Origin of the sequence: Cognataquiflexum rubidum (assembly GCF_022538115.1) — a bacterium.
Lineage (GTDB): Bacteria > Bacteroidota > Bacteroidia > Cytophagales > Cyclobacteriaceae > Cognataquiflexum > Cognataquiflexum rubidum.
Genome location: NZ_JAKZAL010000009.1, coordinates 152041 through 171033, shown reverse-complemented (window position 1 = coordinate 171033; position 18993 = coordinate 152041). Strand labels below are relative to the sequence as shown.

15 protein-coding genes are annotated in these 18993 nt (G+C 40.8%); 7 read left to right on the top strand and 8 right to left on the bottom strand.

Annotated features, from left to right (window positions below; all coding sequences use genetic code 11):
• Window positions 1-96 precede the first annotated feature (96 nt).
• A complete protein-coding gene (locus MMU05_RS11860; RefSeq protein WP_241141895.1) occupies window positions 97-1461 on the top strand; it encodes a phosphatase PAP2 family protein in 1365 nt (454 codons plus the stop codon).
• A gap of 115 nt (window positions 1462-1576) precedes the next feature.
• Window positions 1577-2209: a 16S rRNA (guanine(527)-N(7))-methyltransferase RsmG gene (gene rsmG / locus MMU05_RS11855; protein WP_241141894.1), complete on the top strand. Its 633-nt coding sequence runs from the start codon at window positions 1577-1579 to the stop codon at window positions 2207-2209.
• Window positions 2210-2397: 188 nt separating this feature from the next.
• Here rsmG and MMU05_RS11850 read toward each other — a convergent pair whose 3' ends face one another.
• From MMU05_RS11850 to MMU05_RS11840, 3 genes are all read right to left on the bottom strand, one after another.
• A complete protein-coding gene (locus tag MMU05_RS11850) occupies window positions 2398-4944 on the bottom strand; it encodes a mechanosensitive ion channel family protein (protein ID WP_241141893.1) in 2547 nt (848 codons plus the stop codon).
• Window positions 4945-5252: 308 nt separating this feature from the next.
• Window positions 5253-5822: an outer membrane beta-barrel protein gene (locus MMU05_RS11845; protein ID WP_241141892.1), complete on the bottom strand. Its 570-nt coding sequence runs from the start codon at window positions 5820-5822 to the stop codon at window positions 5253-5255.
• A gap of 492 nt (window positions 5823-6314) precedes the next feature.
• Window positions 6315-7352, bottom strand: coding sequence for a sialidase family protein (locus MMU05_RS11840; RefSeq protein WP_241141891.1), 1038 nt, complete (start codon window positions 7350-7352; stop codon window positions 6315-6317).
• A 98-nt stretch (window positions 7353-7450) separates the two neighbouring features.
• On the opposite strand from MMU05_RS11840, the gene MMU05_RS11835 reads away from it, so the two are divergent.
• The gene (locus tag MMU05_RS11835) at window positions 7451-8647 is read left to right on the top strand and encodes an ATP-binding protein (protein ID WP_262917664.1); all 1197 of its coding nucleotides are present in this window, start codon (window positions 7451-7453) and stop codon (window positions 8645-8647) included.
• Between the two features lie 32 nt (window positions 8648-8679).
• Here the strand turns inward: MMU05_RS11835 and MMU05_RS11830 are convergent, their stop codons facing one another.
• Window positions 8680-9099 (bottom strand): PH domain-containing protein, encoded by a 420-nt coding sequence (locus tag MMU05_RS11830; protein ID WP_241141889.1) that lies wholly within the window; start codon window positions 9097-9099, stop codon window positions 8680-8682.
• Between the two features lie 143 nt (window positions 9100-9242).
• Here MMU05_RS11830 and dnaE point away from each other — a divergent pair, with 143 nt between their 5' ends.
• The 4 genes from dnaE to selD all read left to right on the top strand — a co-directional run bounded on the left by dnaE (window position 9243) and on the right by selD (window position 16239).
• A complete protein-coding gene (dnaE, locus tag MMU05_RS11825; RefSeq protein WP_241141888.1) occupies window positions 9243-13529 on the top strand; it encodes a DNA polymerase III subunit alpha in 4287 nt (1428 codons plus the stop codon).
• 244 nt (window positions 13530-13773) lie between these two features.
• Window positions 13774-14094: a thioredoxin gene (trxA, locus tag MMU05_RS11820; protein ID WP_113925010.1), complete on the top strand. Its 321-nt coding sequence runs from the start codon at window positions 13774-13776 to the stop codon at window positions 14092-14094.
• 76 nt (window positions 14095-14170) lie between these two features.
• Window positions 14171-15223: a tRNA 2-selenouridine(34) synthase MnmH gene (gene mnmH, locus MMU05_RS11815; protein ID WP_241141887.1), complete on the top strand. Its 1053-nt coding sequence runs from the start codon at window positions 14171-14173 to the stop codon at window positions 15221-15223.
• Window positions 15199-16239 carry a selenide, water dikinase SelD gene (gene selD / locus MMU05_RS11810; protein WP_241141886.1) on the top strand — a complete coding sequence of 347 codons (1041 nt, stop codon included), beginning with the start codon at window positions 15199-15201 and terminating at the stop codon, window positions 16237-16239. Before mnmH ends, selD begins: the two co-directional genes overlap by 25 nt.
• On the opposite strand, the gene MMU05_RS11805 is transcribed toward selD, so the two are convergent.
• The 4 genes from MMU05_RS11805 to MMU05_RS11790 form a co-directional block, all read right to left on the bottom strand.
• Window positions 16236-16862: a 3-keto-disaccharide hydrolase gene (locus MMU05_RS11805; protein WP_241141885.1), complete on the bottom strand. Its 627-nt coding sequence runs from the start codon at window positions 16860-16862 to the stop codon at window positions 16236-16238. The genes selD and MMU05_RS11805 overlap by 4 nt on opposite strands.
• 106 nt (window positions 16863-16968) lie before the next feature.
• Window positions 16969-17526 carry a DUF502 domain-containing protein gene (locus MMU05_RS11800; RefSeq protein WP_241141884.1) on the bottom strand — a complete coding sequence of 186 codons (558 nt, stop codon included), beginning with the start codon at window positions 17524-17526 and terminating at the stop codon, window positions 16969-16971.
• A gap of 154 nt (window positions 17527-17680) precedes the next feature.
• Window positions 17681-18292 carry an NADH:ubiquinone reductase (Na(+)-transporting) subunit E gene (nqrE, locus tag MMU05_RS11795; RefSeq protein WP_241141883.1) on the bottom strand — a complete coding sequence of 204 codons (612 nt, stop codon included), beginning with the start codon at window positions 18290-18292 and terminating at the stop codon, window positions 17681-17683.
• A gap of 15 nt (window positions 18293-18307) precedes the next feature.
• On the bottom strand, window positions 18308-18988 hold the full coding sequence (locus MMU05_RS11790) for an NADH:ubiquinone reductase (Na(+)-transporting) subunit D (RefSeq protein WP_241141882.1): 681 nt from the start codon (window positions 18986-18988) through the stop codon (window positions 18308-18310).
• Between the last annotated feature and the right edge of the window lie 5 nt (window positions 18989-18993).

The window sequence follows — 18993 nt, the reverse complement described above, 5'->3', positions numbered from 1 at the left end:
AATATTTAAATTTGAGGGATCAAAACCACACCCTTTCCTCCCGATCTACCATTGAGGAATCTCTAAAACAGAAGAATAGCCAAAGATTTATAACCCATGAAAAGTATATTCCCAAGATTACTCCTTATCGTTTTCCTAGCAAATCTCGGATTTGGCTGTCAGGAAAAAAAGGATTATCAAAACGCCATTACGGATGGTTCCTACCAGATTGCTGCCCAGGACAAACTCACCACTGTCATCATCAATGATATTTTCTCACCCCCTGTCGCAAGCAGGATTTATGCCTATTCTTCCATAGCTGCATTTGAAGTGGCTGCACTCTCCGATCCCAATTACAAATCTTTGATGGGTCAGCTCAATGGTTTTGAGAAAACTGAATTTGATACAACAGGACAAATCTATTATCCTTTGGCTTCTCTTGCGGCCTATTACAAAGTGGCAACTGCGTTGATTTTCTCAGAAAATCTAATGACTGAACACCGTGACAATGCTTATGCAGAGCTTAGAGAAAAAGGCATTCCGGATGAAGTATTTGAAAGATCTGTCAAACTCGGTGATGAAGTCGGTGCACACGTAATTGCCTATTACAAAAAAGACAATTATCATGAAAGCCGTTCTTTCGAAAAATATACCGTCAGCAACGACCCAAGCACTTGGCAACCAACTCCTCCTGCTTATGGGGAAGGAATTGAGCCTCATTGGAATAAAATCAGGCCTTTTGTCCTTGATTCGGCATCACAGTTTAGAACAAATTCCGTTACCGAATTCAGTTTTGACCCCAAAAGTCAATTTTACAAAGAGGCAGAGTTTGTTTTCTCTACCGTAAATAATCTCACTTCTGATCAAAAGGATATCGCCATGTTTTGGGACTGTAATCCCTACAAGGTCAATGTCAAAGGACACGTGATGTTTGCTGAGAAGAAAATCACCCCCGGAGGCCATTGGATGGGTATCGCTGCGATATCTTCCAAAACAGCAGTGCAGGATTGGAAAGGAACTTCTGAAACTCTGGTCTATACGGGTTTGGCGGTTTTTGATGCGTTTATATCCTGTTGGGATGAAAAATACGAGACCAGGTTGATCCGGCCTGAGACATATATCAACCGGTATATTGACGAAGATTGGTTACCGCTATTGCAGACTCCTCCGTTCCCTGAGTATACAAGTGGACATAGTGTGGCATCCAATGCGGCCGCTGAAGCTTTGACCAGTTTATTTGGTGAGCCCTTCCATTTTGTAGATTCTACGGAAGTGGCCTACGGTCTCCCGATTAGAGAATTTGACTCTTTCAGGCAGGCGGCAGACGAAGCGACAATCAGCAGACTTTATGGCGGCATCCACTTTATGCCGGCCATTGTCAATGGATCTGTTAAAGGGAAAAATGTGGGCAACCATTTGATAGCCAATGTTAAAACCAAATCAGAATCATTTTCTCCTGTTGCCGAAAATGCAATAAAGTAAAACAGACTACTCCTTTATAAAGGCAGGTGATTCTTCATTTGCCTTTTTTTATTTCCCAAGGGGCAAAATAGCCAATCGAAAGCCCTAATTTTGAAACTTAACTCCAATAGAATTTATGGACCTTATTCTCAAATATTTTCCGGATCTGACAGAATCCCAAAAGGAAAAATTCGCCAAACTTGGCCCTTTGTATGCTGATTGGAATGAAAAAATCAATGTAATCAGCAGAAAGGACATGGAACACTTTTACGAAAAACATGTCCTCCATTCATTGGGTATCGCAAAAGTGATTCAATTTGAACCTGGAACAAAAATATTGGATATCGGTACAGGAGGAGGATTTCCGGGAATTCCATTGGCAATTATGTTTCCCGAAACACATTTTCATCTAGTAGATTCGATCGGTAAAAAAATCAATGTTGTCAAAGACATCGCTAAGCAACTGAAGCTTTCCAATGTCGAAGCCCAACAGGTTCGGGCTGAAGATTTGGTAAGGAAATATGACTTTATTCTCAGCAGGGCTGTGACCCGTTTTGCAAATATCCTTCCTTGGGTCAAAAATAAATTCAAAAAAGAAGACTTCAACGAACTCCAAAACGGCCTGCTGCTGCTCAAAGGCGGTGATGTCGATGAGGAAATGGAAGAAAGAGAAGTCAGCTATGTGGCCTACCACTTAGACGACTATTTCAAGGAAGAATTTTTCAAAACCAAAAAAGTGGTCTATGTGCCTTGGGAAGGGAAAAGGTGAGAAGAAGGGGAGTTTGGAAGTGGGAAGGTGGGAAGGATGGAAGTATGGAGGTGGGAAGTTTGGAAGTAGGAAGTTCGATCCAAAAAAAAGGTTAAGAATAGTAAATAACTTATCCTTGTCACATCGACCAGAGGGAAATATCTGTTGAAAAGAACGGTGGAAAGACGAAAAAGGAAATATAGCTTTCCTTAATCCTTTTCAGGACTTCCGGTATTGGCATATTCATCCAAGTCACCTTTTTGGGTTTCAAAACTTGACCTGAAATGTATATCACGCTGCGGAAAGGGAATAACAATTCCCTGCTTCTTGAACATCACATCGATTTGATTGATGATGTCGCCTTTGACAAAAGGGACCTCTAGGTAGTGTGTCACCCAAAAGGCAATTTCTAGGTCTATCCTACTATCATTGAACTCCAAAGGCAGAACTCTTGGTATTGGCTGTGGATGGATCCGAGAATCATTTTTCAAAATCTCTTTGATCAACATAGCGGTTTGTTCGAGGTCAGTTCCATATGCCACCCCTACCACAATGCTGACCTTTTTCCCTTTTCCCATAGTCCAGTTCACAAGTTGCTGACCAAGAAGATCCCCGTTAGGAATGATGATACTTGCCCCTTCATACATATTGACCACACTGCTTCGGAACCCGATGGATTTCATCACTCCCGGTTTTCCGTTGATTTCTATCAAATCCCCCACTTTGACCGGATTCTCAAATGCAATAATTACTCCGCTGACAAGGTTGTTGAAAAGTCCCTGAAGGCCAAGTCCGATTCCCACCCCCAGGGCACCAAGTACAATGGTAATCTTGTCCAAAGGAATCCCGGATGCCGCCACTGCCAAAAACAAGCCCATGCTGATAATGAAAATCTGAACCAAAAGAAGCCAACTTCCCAAGCTGATGCTTTTTCTTTTGGTAGGTGCATTTGCTGTATCAGGATCCGAGCTAAAGAAGGAAACTATTCTCGACAAAAGAACCGAAACCACTAAGATAACAAAGAAAATAAACAACCCATTGATGGTAAAATCATAGCTACCAAGGGTCTGTGGGGCATTGAGGAAATTGGTAAAATTTCCCGAAATCAAATGGTAAGCATAGAAATTTCTCCCTACCAAAATGACCCATCCAAACGTGAGTAGCATGTAAAACAGGCTTGGCACTTTCTCTCCAACCTTATCAAAATTGATAAAGAAAAGCTTCTTGTCCGGTTTGTTATAAATATTGGAAGCCAAAGCCAAAAGCTGGTTGATCAACCTCACAGCCCATAACAAAATGATCCCAAGTACAACTCCGAGAAAACCACTGACCAATAAGGCTTTGGAAAAATTAAGGCTTCCGTAAAGGTTGAAAATCAATGATAGGGACTGCATACCCAACATAAGCGCCACAAAATACAAGATGCGCCTTTCTTTGAGTTGTACCCTTTTATCATTGGCAAATAAGAATATGCCATACAAAACCCCAATGAAAGACAAAATTAACATGGCTATCCTCTCCACTTGGGTAAATGCCAATAACAAATTGATAGAGTTGGATATAAAGAAAACAACCAACACGACTACCCAAAATACCATCCAGTATTTAGAAAGAAACTTTCTGAAAAGGATGCTCAAGGAAATACCGGCAATCATCCAGAGTAAAAAATAAAAGACAAATGGTGGAGAAGGAAAGAAAAACTGGAAAATGCCAATAATGATAATGAGAGAGGAAAAAAACGGGTTCTTAAGGACAAGATGTTGATTTTCAAAATCTTCTGAATGGGTTTCTTCCCTAACATGAACTTTAACATTTGAGATGAAAAAAGTGAGCAAAAGAACCAAAAAAAGCATGGTAATAATTCTCCCACTGTAGATCTCAAAATATAAGATTAAAGCCAAAACCTCTTTTTGATGGGACATTTTTACCACTTCCCAAAAGCTAAAGGAAGAAAAACCCACATTTGCAAAACCACTCACCTCCTTTGAAAGAATTTCCCGATTCAATTCTCCCCTTCTTCTTTCTATCTCCAATATGGAGGCCTGGAGGGTAATCAAAACCTCGTCAGTTTTGGACTGTAATTTATCCAGACTATTTAGGGTATAGTGAAGGGCATTAAATGTTGGCTCAATTTCTTTGGCTAGAAGTACAAACTTCTTGGCATAAGCAGCCGCAAGCACTGAATCTGAGGAAAATTTATAAATCTCCTCAATGCCGGACAGAGAGTCAATCTCATAACTCAATCTGAATAATTCTTGGGATCGGTCCTGTATTTTTTCTTTGAACGAATTGGCTTTGTCAAACAATTCCCATAAAATCGCCCTTGATACCGCTAGATTCCTATCTGACTGGAGTATGTCATCATTATCAAAAACTCCCTTTTCCACAATCTCCCGTTGGGTATTGATCAGTGCAAGTTCTTTTTCAATCTTTAGCGAATCAAAGCCACTTCCCAAATATATCCTCGCCTCCTGAACCGTATTTTTGACCTGCGACATAACAGACCTCTGGATTCCCTGAACACGAGAGGCATTAAACTCCTCTACACTTTTAAGAAATCCATCAGAACCAATCTTTTGAAGTTTGCGGGTAAATTCCGCTTTGGCTGCAGTATCGATTAGAATAAGAGAAGTGGTGTCTTGTTGTTGTCCAAAAACCTGGACTGAGCCCGGGAAAAAGAGAATTAATCCCAACAATAGATGGATTGATTTAAGTAAACTTGGCTTAAAAAAAGGAACGGTTAGAATATAATTCATGAAATCAGTTGGAGTCAAATAGCCGTGAAGAAATCAAGTCACTTTCAATACTGAAAAATAATCATTTGATCGATGAAATAACAAAATCCACTGATAAATAAGAAAAGAGTGTAAAGCCAAAATGGGACTATTGGCCTATTAAAAAGTTGCTGAATAGGAAGACCCGAGTAGAAACCAAATTCTAAAGAATTTCAGAATAAATACAATATTTCAAAATTGATTTTGGAAATGAAAATGATAAAAAAATGAAAGGGTTTTCAGGAGAAACTCCGGCAAACCCTTGTCAATTTCAACTGGAAGTTTTTATCTTAAAATCTAAATCCTGCCGTCAAAAACACTCCGTTTGTTCTTCCCAAATCAATACCAGGAATATTTTTTTGAACATTGGTTAGGGACCATTGGTAACTCAAATCAATGAAGATAATAGAAATATCGGCACCTACCCCTGCAAATACTCCCCATTCAGGGTTGTTAAAATCACTTATGGCATATCCATCAGACACACTAGATAATATAAAGGCTGATCCTCCTCCAAAAACACGGAAACCAAATGAAGAATCTGTATTGCCAAGAATGTTATAGCCTATCGACAGTGGGATTCTAAAACCACGGAACTTCGCATCGGACAGCGAGGATACACCATCATTGATGGACGTAGATTCGACATTCCGAGTCATATAGAATATACCAGGCTCAACATAAAATTTGTTTCCTAACTCGACGGAAGCACCTGCCTGCCAGCCCATTTGACCGTTTGCATCATCCAGTGTTCCTGAAATATTTGTGAAATTTAACCCAGCACCAGGCTTGAAAGAACTTTGAGCAAAAGCACTTCCTACAGTTGCCATTAGAATAAATAATGTTACAAGACTTTTCATTTTAAATAGATTTTTGGTTTCAAATAATTAAGTAATTTGACTATCATGAATATTCCTCGATCGTTTTTTTATGAATCGAGACCTAAACGAATTAAATTATTTTTGGATAATTGAAAATTTGATTAGTCATGTTTTTAAAATATTCACTTCACAAATTTTAATATTTTATTATTTTTATTATTATAAAATCTAAAGGGATTCTTTAATAATTATTGTTTTTTAGCCGGAAATGGATTTAAATTTTGTTTTCCTTGGATATGAATCATTTTCTACACAAATGTTCATTCTTCAGATAATTACACTTTGAAATGTAAAAAGGCCCAAGTCTAGAGCTGTGTGGATTGTACTTTACTGTCCCAAAGCCAAAAAATGAATAGATGGGTATGAATTATTAAAAAAGGGTTTAAATGAAAAAGCTTCTATGACAGGTGGCTATCCTCTTAATTTATTTTACCTCTTAATTGAACCAAAGGAATGGATCATCTGCCAGTATCAGAATCCCACCTCAACCTTGACAAATTTGATCTTTTCCCTATTCCATGTATAACAAAAAACCAAATACCCTTCATCATAAATGATCGAAGGATAAGAAAACTCATTTTTCCCCTCCCCAGCCTCGATTACTTCCTTTATTGGCCAAGTCTGTCCATTGTCAAATGAAACCGCCAACTGCATTGGATAGCGCTTGCCCCAATTTTCACCAACCGGATTATAGACCAACGCGATGGTTTCATCCTTGATCTTGACGAGGTCTATGCCGCTGTTGTTATTGGGCAAATCTGTCAGTTCCACAGGTGACCAGGTTAAGCCATTGTCTTTGGAATCACTCCTACCGATTTTTCCGGCAGAAGTTCTCAAAAGCATGTGAATCCTATTTGGCTTTGATTCCCAAAGTGCAGGTTGGATGACGCCTTCACCTGTGATCAGCTTTCGATCTAGGATCAAAGTTTCTGTATTGAGCCAGGTTTTGCCACCATCTTCAGACCTGTCCACAAAGGCATTCCAAACCCTGTCTTTTTCCAAGGAAGCAGGTGCCAACCAAGTGCTGTCTGATAATACCAGGATATGATTACGGACAGGTCCCCTACCCCCACGGTCACCTTCCACGAGTTCTTTTGCCTTTGACCATGTATCGCCACCATCTTCCGAATACTGCACCCAAGTCTCCCAATCGTCGATTTCCTTTCCAACTTTGAAGTAGAGATACAATTTTCCATCCGGAGCATTGAACAGCACAGGGTTCCAATGCGGATCGTTTCTGACTTTGACCAGCATCTGTGGGGCTTTCCAGTTTCCGGGTTGGCCTTTGGACATCCATATCCCGACATCGTCGTTTTTCTCATGAGAACCAGCAAACCAAACGATCATATATTGCCCATTTCCCAATTTCTCTATAGAGGAAGCATGACACTGCGCAAAAGGCCTGTCGTCTCCAAAGATGAATTCATTGGTTTCAACTTGAAGGTTCACTGTCTGTGCAAAAGTCCCAAAACTGAGGGATAACAAGGATATAAAAAGGAGAGATTTCATATGAATTGCGGTTTCGTACTTTTAAAGATACAATTAATTATATTTTTTGTATCTTCAAAGATACACTTTAAATATTAAATCGTATCTTTGAAGATACAATGGAATCGTTAATTACAAGATACAAAAACCTTTTAAGGTCGGTCAAATTAGATTTTAAAAGAAATCTATACCACCAAATCAATTGGGACGCAAGAGCAATTTGTATCCTTGGTGCAAGAGGTACAGGTAAATCTACTCTGATGCTCCAATATTTGAAAGAGAAACTTCCAGAAAGCCAATCCCTTTACATATCATTGGATGACCTATATTTCAAACAAGAGGGACTTGTAGAAGTGGCAGAGCGATTTATCCAATTGGGTGGAAAGCACCTTTTTTTGGATGAGGTGCATAAGTATGGGGATTGGCAAGCCGCAGTAAAAAACCTTTATGATTTTTACCCGGACTTGAAAATGGTGATCTCCGGTTCGTCAATTCTTCCGCTTCAAAAGTCCCAAGTTGACTTGAGCAGGAGATTGGTTTATTATGAACTTCCCGAATTATCTTTTAGGGAATACATTGCATTGAAACATCAAATAGTGGCTTCACCGGTTGATTTGAACTATCTGCTCATCAATCACCAAGAGCTTTCAAGCAAAATAATTGAGGTTTTGCCACACCCATTAGCCGAGTTTGAACAATACTTACAATATGGAGCCTACCCCTTTTTTAAAGAAGGACAGCAAGATTATATCTCTAAAATCAATCAGTTGATCAATGTCATTATAGATTATGATTTACCTGAAGGAAGGGACATCTCCACCGCTACCCAGGCAAAACTGAAAAAATTACTTTACATCTTATCCACGGCTGTCCCTTTCAGCCCAAACATCACCAAACTGGCAGAAAAAACAGAAACTACGAGGCCTAGGTTACTGGAAATGCTCCACATGTTGGAAACATCTAGGCTCATCAGAAACCTTAGAAATTCATCCCATGGAGTCAGCATGATGAATAAGCCAGACAAAATCTTTTTGTCCAACACGAATCTCATTTATGCCTTGGCCCTTGAAAACCAAAATAAAGGAAATGTCAGGGAAACATTTTTTTATAACCAATTGGCAAACAGTAAAAGAACAGTCACCTACCCTCAGCAGGGAGATTTTCTGATCGATGATAAGTACTTATTTGAAATAGGCGGAAAAAATAAAGACTTCAGCCAAATCGCCAATCTTCCCGATTCATTCATTGCTGCAGATGATTTGGAATATGGATTAGGCAACAAAATCCCCTTGTATCTTTTTGGCTTTTTGTATTGAGAAAGGTATTTAAACATAAGAGATGCAAGTTTTTATTCCACAACTTCAATTCCAGAATTGATTTTTAATAAATCTTCAATCATTTCCTCATTGTCTTCAGGAGCTACATAAATTTCATCATATTTCATTTTTATGATAAGTCCTTTGCCGGCCATCGCAGGTTTGACCCCGGTCCACAAAGTTCTATTTTTGGTAATCCCGCTAATTTGATGGATATCTAAATCACCTTTTAAGAATGCTGATTTATAAAAAAGTTTTTCATTGTCAATCCAATAAGCGGTGCTAAGGTAAACCCAACTCAGCATTAAAATCGGAATCAAAAGAAGCAGAAAAATCACGGAGAAATTTAGAGGTAGTTGACTCTCAAAAACATAAACAAGAACAGGAAAAAGTATTGATAAAGCCAAAAGGATTTTTATGCCTGTTCCCTTTTTTGCCTTGTATTTTTTCATGGGTTAAGTTTAACAAAAAAGCTTATCCATTTCAAATGGCTTAATGTGAAAATCTAAAATTAAATCCCGACAATTTGCCCCACTCGCATAGCAGCTCCCGAGGATATGTCTTATTTTAGACCATCCAATTTTGAGTAGCACCTATGTACCTTATTTTCGATACCGAAACCACCGGATTACCAAGAAGTTACAATGCCCCCATGTCAGATGATGACAACTGGCCAAGGCTGGTTCAGGTGGCATGGCAGCTTCATGATGCCAAAGGCAAACTCCTTTCCAATCATAATTACATTGTCAAACCGGAAGGATTCACCATTCCTTACAATGCCGAAAAAGTGCACGGCATTTCCACAGAACGTGCCACCAGAGAAGGTCATGCTTTGGATAAAGTGCTCGCAATTTTTCATGAGGATGTAGAAAAAGCCAACTACCTCGTAGGTCACAACATCGGTTTTGACATCAATGTGGTGGGTTCTGAGTTTTTGCGAAAGCAAATTCCCATGAAGCTGCAGTCCATGAAGGAAATGGATACCAAAGACCTTTCCACGGATTTTTGTGCGCTACCGGGCGGCAAAGGAGGGAAATACAAATGGCCGACTTTGACGGAATTGCACCACAAACTTTTTGGCAACGGATTTCAGGATGCCCACGATGCGGCCTATGACGTAGCAGCCACTGCCAAATGTTTTTTTGGTCTGATTACCCAAAAAGTAATTTCCCCGGAAAAGGGAATCCTGGTTTCGGAAGTTATATATGAGGCACCAAAACTGGATGCGGCCAACTTTGCCAATGTAAAGGATGATCAAAAAACAGCCGCTAAAGATGTCCTGAAAGCTGCCGGAACAGCAGATATCTCGGTCATGACGGACATGCCTTTTTCGCACCTGCATGTCCATACGCAATATTCTGTCCTGCAGGCGACTTCTGAAATTCCTGCAATGATAGCCCTTGCAAAGGAAATGAAGATGCCTGCGATCGCCATGACAGACCACGGCAACATGATGGCGGCATTCAATTTTGTCAAAGAAGCCCTTGCAAAAGAAATCAAACCCATCATCGGTTGTGAATTTAACTTGACCAAGGACCGAAATAACAAAAGCCAAAAGGACGACGGTTACCAGACTGTACTCCTAGCAAAAAACAAAAAAGGATATCATAACCTCGCCAAACTCTCTTCCTACGCCAATATCCAAGGCTATTATTATCTCCCAAGGATCGACAGGGAAGTTTTGGTGGAATACAAATCAGACCTTATCGCTACCACAGGCGGACTGTGGGGAGAGATTCCCTACCTGATTTTGAATGTGGGTGACACGCAGGCGGAGGAGGCTTTTGTCTGGTGGAAGGAGCAATTTGGAGAAGACTTTTATGTAGAACTCAACCGCCACGGGATTCCTGAAGAGGAAAAAGTGAATGAGGTTTTGTTGCATTTTGCACAAAAGTACGGCGTCAAATACTTTGCCGCCAACAATACGTACTACAACCATAAAAATGACGCCAAAGCCCATGATATTTTGCTTTGTGTCAAGGATGGGGAATTGGTAGAAAAGCCGAAGAAATATATTGGAAAGCGTGGACGTGAATTCAGATATGGATTTCCCAATGACGAATTCTATTTGAAAAGTCCAGAGGAGATGAAAAAACTCTTCGCTGACCTTCCTGAGGCAATCGCCTGCACCAACGAGATTGTCGAAAAAATAGAAACCTACAAACTACAAAGGGATGTCTTGCTTCCCAATTTCCAAATTCCAGAGGAATTCAAAAATCCGCTTGATAAAGAAGATGGAGGCAAAAGAGGGGAAAATGCTTATCTGAAATACCTGACTTATGAAGGTGCGAAGAAACGCTACCCTGTCCTCACTGACGAAATCAGGGAAAGGCTAGAATTTGAATTGGCGACGATCGAAAAAACAGGTTATCCGGGTTATTTTCTCATCGTCCAGGACTTTACAGGAGCAGCGAGAAAGATGGGGGTCTCCGTAGGTCCGGGCCGGGGTTCGGCCGCAGGTTCTGCTGTTGCTTATTGCACGGGAATTACCAATGTGGATCCCATTGCTTATGACCTACTCTTCGAGAGATTCCTCAATCCGGACAGGGTTTCCCTTCCCGATATTGACATTGACTTTGACGATGAAGGCCGTCAAAAAGTAATCGATTATGTGATCAACAAATACGGTTCAAACCAAGTCGCACAGATCATTACTTACGGTACCATGGCTGCCAAATCAGCCATCCGTGATACCGCAAGGGTTTTGAACCTGCCTTTGGCTGAAGCCGATAAACTGGCAAAACTTGTCCCCGATATCAAGCTAAAGGCGCTTTTTGACCTTTCCAACGACCGGGCAAAACTAGCTGACAAACTCAAAAACAACGGAGAGGACATTGGCAAGGCGGATGAACTGATCCGTATTTACAAAGGTCAGGATGAATTGTCCCGAACCATCAAGCAGGCAACGGTTTTGGAAGGTTCGGTTCGAAATCTCGGAATACATGCCTGTGGGGTGATCATCACACCCGGAGACATTACCAATTACGTTCCTGTGGCTTTGGCCAAAGATTCGGACATGGTCTGCACGCAGTTTGACAACTCAGTCGTGGAAAGCGCCGGGTTATTGAAAATGGACTTTTTGGGTTTGAAAACCCTTACCCTGATCAAAGACGCTGTAAAAATCGTCAAAGAAAGACATGGCATCGACCTCGATCCGGATGAATTTCCGATAGATGATGTAAAGACTTATGAGCTTTTTCAAAGAGGGGAAACCGTCGGAATCTTCCAATACGAATCTGCAGGGATGCAGAAGTACATGAGGGAACTGAAGCCTACCGTTTTTGCCGATTTGATTGCGATGAATGCACTTTATAGACCGGGACCTTTGGAATATATCCCGAGTTTTATCCGAAGAAAGCACGGCACAGAACCAATCAGCTATGACCTTGATGACATGAAAGAATACCTGGAAGAAACTTATGGTATCACCGTCTATCAGGAACAGGTCATGTTGCTTTCCCAAAAATTGGCAGGATTTACCAAAGGCGAAGCTGACGTACTCCGTAAGGCAATGGGTAAAAAGCAAAAGGATGTCTTGGATAAAATGAAACCCAAATTTGTGGAACAGGCTTCCTCAAAGGGCCATGATCCAAAAAAACTGGAGAAAATCTGGAAAGATTGGGAAGCCTTTGCCTCCTATGCCTTCAACAAGTCGCACTCCACCTGCTATGCCTGGATTGCCTACCAGACGGCATACCTCAAGGCACATTATCCGGCTGAGTACATGGCTTCTGTACTGAGCAACAACATGAATGATATCACGCAGGTGACATTCTTCATGGAGGAATGCAAGCGTGCCGGAATCGCTGTATTGGGGCCGGATATCAATGAATCCAATAACGGATTTACCGTAAATAAGGAAGGTCAGGTCAGGTTTGGTCTTGCTGCCATCAAAGGTGCAGGAAGTGCAGCCGTGGATATGATTATTGCAGAAAGGGAAAAATCGGGACCTTACAAAAATATCTTTGAGTTCTGCAAAAGAGTCAATTCCCGAGCAGTAAATAAGAAAACGTTGGAGGCATTGGCAATGGCTGGAGGTTTTGATTGCTTCAAAGAACATCACAGAAGACAATACCTCGAAGCATTAGACGGTGATGTGACTGTGTTGGAAAAAGCCACTAAATATGCACAAAAAGTGCAGCAGGAAGCAGACAGTTCACAGGTGAGTCTCTTTGGCGGAGGTACCGGAATGGAAGTTCCCTTACCAAGCATCCCTCCGATGGAGCCGTTTAGTCAGCTTCAACAACTCAACATTGAAAAAGAAGTTGTCGGACTTTATATCTCAGGACATCCATTGGATCAGTTTAGGGTAGAAATAGAGTCATTTACCAATACGCCTCTTCCGGAGTTCAGTGATATCGAAACCTTGCGAAAAAAAGGCGAGATCAAATCCGCCGGTGCGGTGACATCATTTGCCCATAGGACTACCAAAACGGGGAAACCATTTGGAACGCTGACCATGGAGGATTATCACGGGGCGCATACCTTCTTTATTTTTGGAGAAGATTATATCCGGTTCAAAGAGTATTTCATGACAGGTTGGTTTATTTACCTGACCGGGTCCACCCATCTCAACAAATGGAAGGATAATGAATACGAATTCAAGATCAACTCCATGATGCTTTTGAGTGAGGTAAGGGGAAAAATGATCAAAGGTTTGCGAGTCAATATTGACCTAGATGACCTTAATTTTGACCTGATGGAAAAACTCGAAGCCATCACCCAAAAATATAAGGGAGAAGCCAAGCTGTACATCAACATTATTGACAGTAAGGAAAACATCACTCTAGACCTCATGTCCAAGCGGTATACGGTAGATCCTTCCAATGAAATGATCAAGGACTTGGGTCAAATTCCTGAGGTGGTCTATCAGATCATATAATCTGGAGAATTAGAAAATTTGCGAAACAAAGAATCATATTCCTCAAATTAGGGGTTTATAAAGTGTGGTTTCGATTTCCAGAAAAGCAATTTGGAAAAAGTTCCTATTGAAAAATGACTTTCAATCACACCAAGCAAATTCATTTTGGGTATTTTATTTTTTTAATACCTCTAGGAACTTATTCCCAAGTAAAGTGCTTTAGAAGTATATTTGAAAAATTAGCAACATCCAAAAATACAATACAATGGCAAAAGCAATAGAAATTACTGACGCAAACTTTCAAGAAATAATCAATTCAGAGCATCCTGTTCTAGTGGATTTTTGGGCAGAATGGTGTGGCCCATGTAAAATGATCGGCCCAATAGTAGAGGAATTGGCAGGTGATTATGCAGGCAAAGCAGTGATCGGAAAGGTAGATGTGGATTCCAACCCAATGGTTGCCTCGCAGCTTGGAATCAGAAGTATCCCAACCCTTCTTTTCTTCAAAGATGGCAAAATAGTAGATAAGCAAGTCGGAGCAGTTCCAAAGGCCGTTTTGGCTCAGAAACTGGATGCCCAGCTTTAATCCTGATAAGAATTAAATGGATAGCCACAAAGATTCGATCTTTGTGGCTATTTTTATTTTTGAGTAAAATGAATTCATGAAAGAAATCCTGATCGAACTTGAGCAATTTTTGGAACTACGGGGAAGCATCCCGATTTTGGATGCGCGTAGTGAAGGGGAGTTTGAGCAGGGACATATTCCAGGTACCACCAATGTGCCAATCCTGAACAACGAGGAAAGGAAAATTGTCGGAACGATCTACAAGCAACAAGGAAATCAGGAAGCCATTATAAAAGGGTTCGAGCTCGTCGGACCTCGGTTCCATGCCATTATTCAGGATGCTTTGCGGCTTTTTCCCGACAAAAAAATCATGACGTATTGTTGGCGGGGAGGCATGAGAAGTGAGATCATGTCTTGGCTTCTCAGCATGGCGGGATTTGAAATATTGCGGTTGAAAGGCGGCTACAAAACATACCGGACACTTACTTATGAAACCGTAAGGGCAAAAAGGGATTACATCGTTTTGGGTGGAAAAACAGGTGTAGGTAAAACTGTCCTGCTTTATGAACTCCATAAAAACAGAGAATCCGTCATCGACTTGGAAGACCTAGCCAAACACAAAGGCTCTTCCTTTGGCGGGATTGGTCTACCTCCACAACCGAGCATTGAGCATTTTGAAAATTTGCTTGCAGAAGAACTTTTCAAAATCCCGCTTTCCGAGAAAATATGGATAGAAAATGAAAGCCAGAGGATTGGAAAAGTGAATCTAGCAGATGAACTCTATGCCAATATCCTAGCTTCTCCTTTGATAGAAATCACAAAATCAGAATCAGAGCGGATCAATCATATCACTCAGGAGTACGCCTATTTGCCTACAGAAGATCTTCTTGAATCTGTTAAAAGACTGCAGAAAAAACTGGGAGGAAAGAGGACGGCAGAGGCTTTAGAGGATATCCTTCAACAGCGCCATGATTCATGGATAGCAAATATGCTGGTCTATTATGATAAGACTTACGGCTACGAACTCGCCAATAATAAAAGAGCGCAAACATTCCATCTAGACTTGAGTAATAAAGGTATTGAAGAATCTCTCCAGCAACTGTTGGCTATAAAACACACCATCCTATGGAAAAACCAACTATCAGATTAACGCAATTCAGTGAAGGTTCAGGTTGTGGATGTAAGATTGCGCCGGCAGTTTTGGATAGCATCCTTGCAAATAGAAATTCAGTGGATTTGGTGGATACCCAGCTTTTGGCGGGAAATTCATCCAAAGACGATGCCGCTGTATATCAGGTCAGTGAGACCATTGCCATGATCAATACAGTTGATTTCTTCACGCCGATTGTGGATGATGCTTTCGATTTTGGGAGGATTGCCGCAGCAAATGCATTGTCGGATGTATATGCGATGGGGGGAAAGCCACTTTTTGCCAATGCGATTTTAAGTTGGCCGGTGGAAAAAATTGATCCATTGTTAGCAAGCGAAGTGTTGGAGGGAGGAAGGGAGATGTGCCATTTGATAGGAATTCCTTTGGCAGGAGGACATAGCATCGCGGCCAAAGATCCGATTTTTGGGCTTTCTGTCAACGGAATCATTCACCCCAACAATATCAAAACCAACAAAGGATCACAGGTAGGGGATTTGATTTACATCACCAAGCCATTGGGTATCGGGGTTTTGGCTACTGCACTGAAAAGGGATAAAATCAAAGAGGAGGATTATGCCAACATGATGCGCTATGCCACCCAAATCAACTCCATCGGAAAAGATTTTGGATTATTGGATTACGTCCATGCGATGACCGATGTGACAGGTTTTGGAATATTGGGACATTTGGTGGAGATGGCGGAAGGAGCAGGACTTACAGCTGTCATTCAGGGCAACAGTCTTCCACTCATCGAAGGCGTATCTGATTATATTTCCCAATTCGTATTTCCTGACAATACCTACCGGAATTGGAATGCCTACAGCGGCAAATCCGAAGGAATCGTCGGCATGGAATTGGTCAAATTCTGCGATCCACAGACCAACGGAGGATTGATGGTGGCAATCAACCCAACATTTCAAAAAGCTTTTGAGTCAATCTTGGAACAACACCAACAAAAAGCATGGCTGATCGGGGAGTTCGATTCCCAATCAGCCGTGGTGGTCAAGGTGGTTTAATCCAAAATTTTCACCTTGATATTCCTATAATAAATCACGCTTTCGGGATCATGGGCCTGAAGTGCAAATGTTCCCTTATCGATTTTCTTTTCGCCAGCATTGGCAGGTCGGTTTTTATCCTCCGACTCCACGTATTCCATCACGGTTTTGCCATTGATCTTAACAGTGACATGGTCACCTTTGACGATGATGTGTTCGGTATACCATTCTCCATCTTTGACATGGACTTCTTTTACGTCATTGAAAGAATACAAGCTTCCTGTCTTTCTCCAGTCACCATGGGATTGATTTACCTGAACTTCATAGCCTTTATCAGGCCATCCGGTTTCTTGGTATTTGGTATGGAAAAATATCCCTGAGTTGGCTTTGGGCATGGTTTTGACCTCGGCGATAAATTCAAAATCTTTAAACTCCCCATTATTGACTTCGCCAACATAGAATGCGTGTGCACGTGGACCGTCGATTTTGATCTCTCCATCGACCACTGTGAAGGAAGAAGGGTTTTCTGAAACCTTCCATCCATCAAGGTTTTTGCCATTGAATAAAGAAATCCATTCGTCTTTTTGTCCAAAGGAAAAGGTAGAAATGGAAAGTATGAATAGGATTACGAGTAGGTTTTTCATGGTATATCGGTAAATGGTTATTTGGAAATATAACGTAAATAATTTTGTCTGCTTCCGTAAAATTGGCTAGAAGGTATTTAAAATGCTTGGCAGGATAATCTTTCCATCAATCATGCAAAGGAGACACCCCACCCGAGACTATCATTTTCATGATATCTGCACTCTTTACATTTTTTAAAATCCGGACATTGTCTCTCGGGACCAAATAAAGATTCCCAGAGAAATTATAACTGTGGGGGAAATAAATGGCGACAAGATTCTCTTCTTCCAAAATCGACAAATCATCCTGTGTGATAAAACCCAATCGGGACATTCCTTCAGACAACTTCACAATCACAGGAATATTGAATTTCTTTTTGTCACCCACAAAAGCGGACATCAGGTCCTTGATACTTGTATAGAGAATATTGATCAAAGGGATTTTAAATACCCACTTTTCAAAAATGTCAAAGAGAGGCTTTGTGATAAATATACTCGCCAAAAAACCAATGAATGTAATGAATGCCAACATGATCAAAATCCCTAGACCGGGAATCGGAATTGGTAGGATCCCATCCAAAAATTGAATGATAAGATAGATCACATAGATAGTCAGGGTTATAGGAACCACAAACAACAATCCCCTGAAAAAATAAGTAATGATTCGTTTATAGGTGAACGCCATGGTTAAACATTTTGAATAAAAATACAAAAAATTGGATGCTTACCGAGAGGAAATTATTGTTAAAAACTTATCAAAGGTAAATTTCCTTGGCGACAAGCCATAAAAAAACCCCGGATTGGAAAACCCAGGGTTTCAATATTTCGAAGGGAAGTAATTAAAGATCAATTCCCATAAAAGACATAAAGGCAATACCCATCAAGCCCGTCAACAGCATGGTGATACCAAGACCTTTAAGACCATTTGGTACATTGGAATATTTCAATTTTTCTCTGATAGCAGCAAGCGCAACAATTGCCAACATAAAGCCTATTCCAGAACTGAATCCATAGACAGTTGCTTCAGCTAACGTGTAGTCCCTTTGGGCCATGAAAAGAGAACCTCCCAAAATAGCACAGTTTACAGCAATCAAGGGAAGAAAGATACCCAAAGCACCATATAATGCAGGGGCGAATTTTTCAACAATCATTTCCACAAGCTGAACGATTGCTGCAATGATCGCAATGAACATGATAAACCTTAAGAAAGAAAGGTCTATGGTAAGAAATGTATCTCCTGCCCAGGACAAAGCACCTTCTTTCAAAACATACTCATTCAAAAGCCAATTGGCAGGTGTGGTCACTGCCAACACAAAAACAACAGCAGCACCTAGACCTATCGCTGTACTTACTTTTTTGGAAACAGCCAAGAAAGAGCACATTCCCAAGAAATAAGCGAAAATCATATTGTCAATAAAGATTGACCGAATACCCAAGCTAAATAATTCCATGTCTAATTTCTTTAATTAATGTTCAACATAACCTGTCTTGGTACGCTGTACCCAAATGATCAATCCTAGGATGATAAAGGCACCTACCGGTGTTACCATCAGACCATTTCTGGCCAAGCTGAAATCATTTCCGATTAATCCTGCGATAGAATCATAAACAGGAACACCAAAAACGTTCCCTGAACCTAGCAATTCTCTGAAAAATGCAACTGCCAAGATAATCCATGAATAACCTAAAGCGGAACCAAAACCGTCAAGAACAGAATCATAAGGTTTATTACCTAAGGCAAAGGCTTCAAGTCTGCCCATCACAATACAATTAGTGATGATCAGGCCAACAAACACTGACAACTCCTTGTACATGTCATAAGCAAATGCTCTCAAGAGTTCACTTACCAATGTAACCAAAGTCGCTACCACGGCTAATTGTACTATAATCCTTACTCGGGAAGGAATAGTATTTCTCATCAAGGAGATAACAAAATTGGACATGACCACCACGAAAATAACCGAAATGGCCATGATCAAGGTTGGCTGCATCTGAGTGGTAACAGCCAATGCTGAACAGATTCCCAAAACCTGAATGGTAACTGGATTGCTGTCGATGAGCGGATCTGAAATTAATTTCTTTCTTCTTTTTGACAAAAGCGCTTCAGCTGGCTTTTTAACTTCTGTCACTGTAGTTTCTGTACTCATTTATC

What these genes read in the sequence shown, in the direction of transcription:
- MMU05_RS11860 (WP_241141895.1), top strand. Translation starts at nt 97, where the DNA reads ATGAAAAGTATATTCCCAAGATTACTCCTTATCGTTTTCCTAGCAAAT.
- rsmG (WP_241141894.1), top strand. Translation starts at nt 1,577, where the DNA reads ATGGACCTTATTCTCAAATATTTTCCGGATCTGACAGAATCCCAAAAG.
- MMU05_RS11850 (WP_241141893.1), bottom strand. Translation starts at nt 4,944, where the DNA reads ATGAATTATATTCTAACCGTTCCTTTTTTTAAGCCAAGTTTACTTAAA.
- MMU05_RS11845 (WP_241141892.1), bottom strand. Translation starts at nt 5,822, where the DNA reads ATGAAAAGTCTTGTAACATTATTTATTCTAATGGCAACTGTAGGAAGT.
- MMU05_RS11840 (WP_241141891.1), bottom strand. Translation starts at nt 7,352, where the DNA reads ATGAAATCTCTCCTTTTTATATCCTTGTTATCCCTCAGTTTTGGGACT.
- MMU05_RS11835 (WP_262917664.1), top strand. Translation starts at nt 7,451, where the DNA reads ATGGAATCGTTAATTACAAGATACAAAAACCTTTTAAGGTCGGTCAAA.
- MMU05_RS11830 (WP_241141889.1), bottom strand. Translation starts at nt 9,099, where the DNA reads ATGAAAAAATACAAGGCAAAAAAGGGAACAGGCATAAAAATCCTTTTG.
- dnaE (WP_241141888.1), top strand. Translation starts at nt 9,243, where the DNA reads ATGTACCTTATTTTCGATACCGAAACCACCGGATTACCAAGAAGTTAC.
- trxA (WP_113925010.1), top strand. Translation starts at nt 13,774, where the DNA reads ATGGCAAAAGCAATAGAAATTACTGACGCAAACTTTCAAGAAATAATC.
- mnmH (WP_241141887.1), top strand. Translation starts at nt 14,171, where the DNA reads ATGAAAGAAATCCTGATCGAACTTGAGCAATTTTTGGAACTACGGGGA.
- selD (WP_241141886.1), top strand. Translation starts at nt 15,199, where the DNA reads ATGGAAAAACCAACTATCAGATTAACGCAATTCAGTGAAGGTTCAGGT.
- MMU05_RS11805 (WP_241141885.1), bottom strand. Translation starts at nt 16,862, where the DNA reads ATGAAAAACCTACTCGTAATCCTATTCATACTTTCCATTTCTACCTTT.
- MMU05_RS11800 (WP_241141884.1), bottom strand. Translation starts at nt 17,526, where the DNA reads ATGGCGTTCACCTATAAACGAATCATTACTTATTTTTTCAGGGGATTG.
- nqrE (WP_241141883.1), bottom strand. Translation starts at nt 18,292, where the DNA reads ATGGAATTATTTAGCTTGGGTATTCGGTCAATCTTTATTGACAATATG.
- MMU05_RS11790 (WP_241141882.1), bottom strand. Translation starts at nt 18,988, where the DNA reads ATGAGTACAGAAACTACAGTGACAGAAGTTAAAAAGCCAGCTGAAGCG.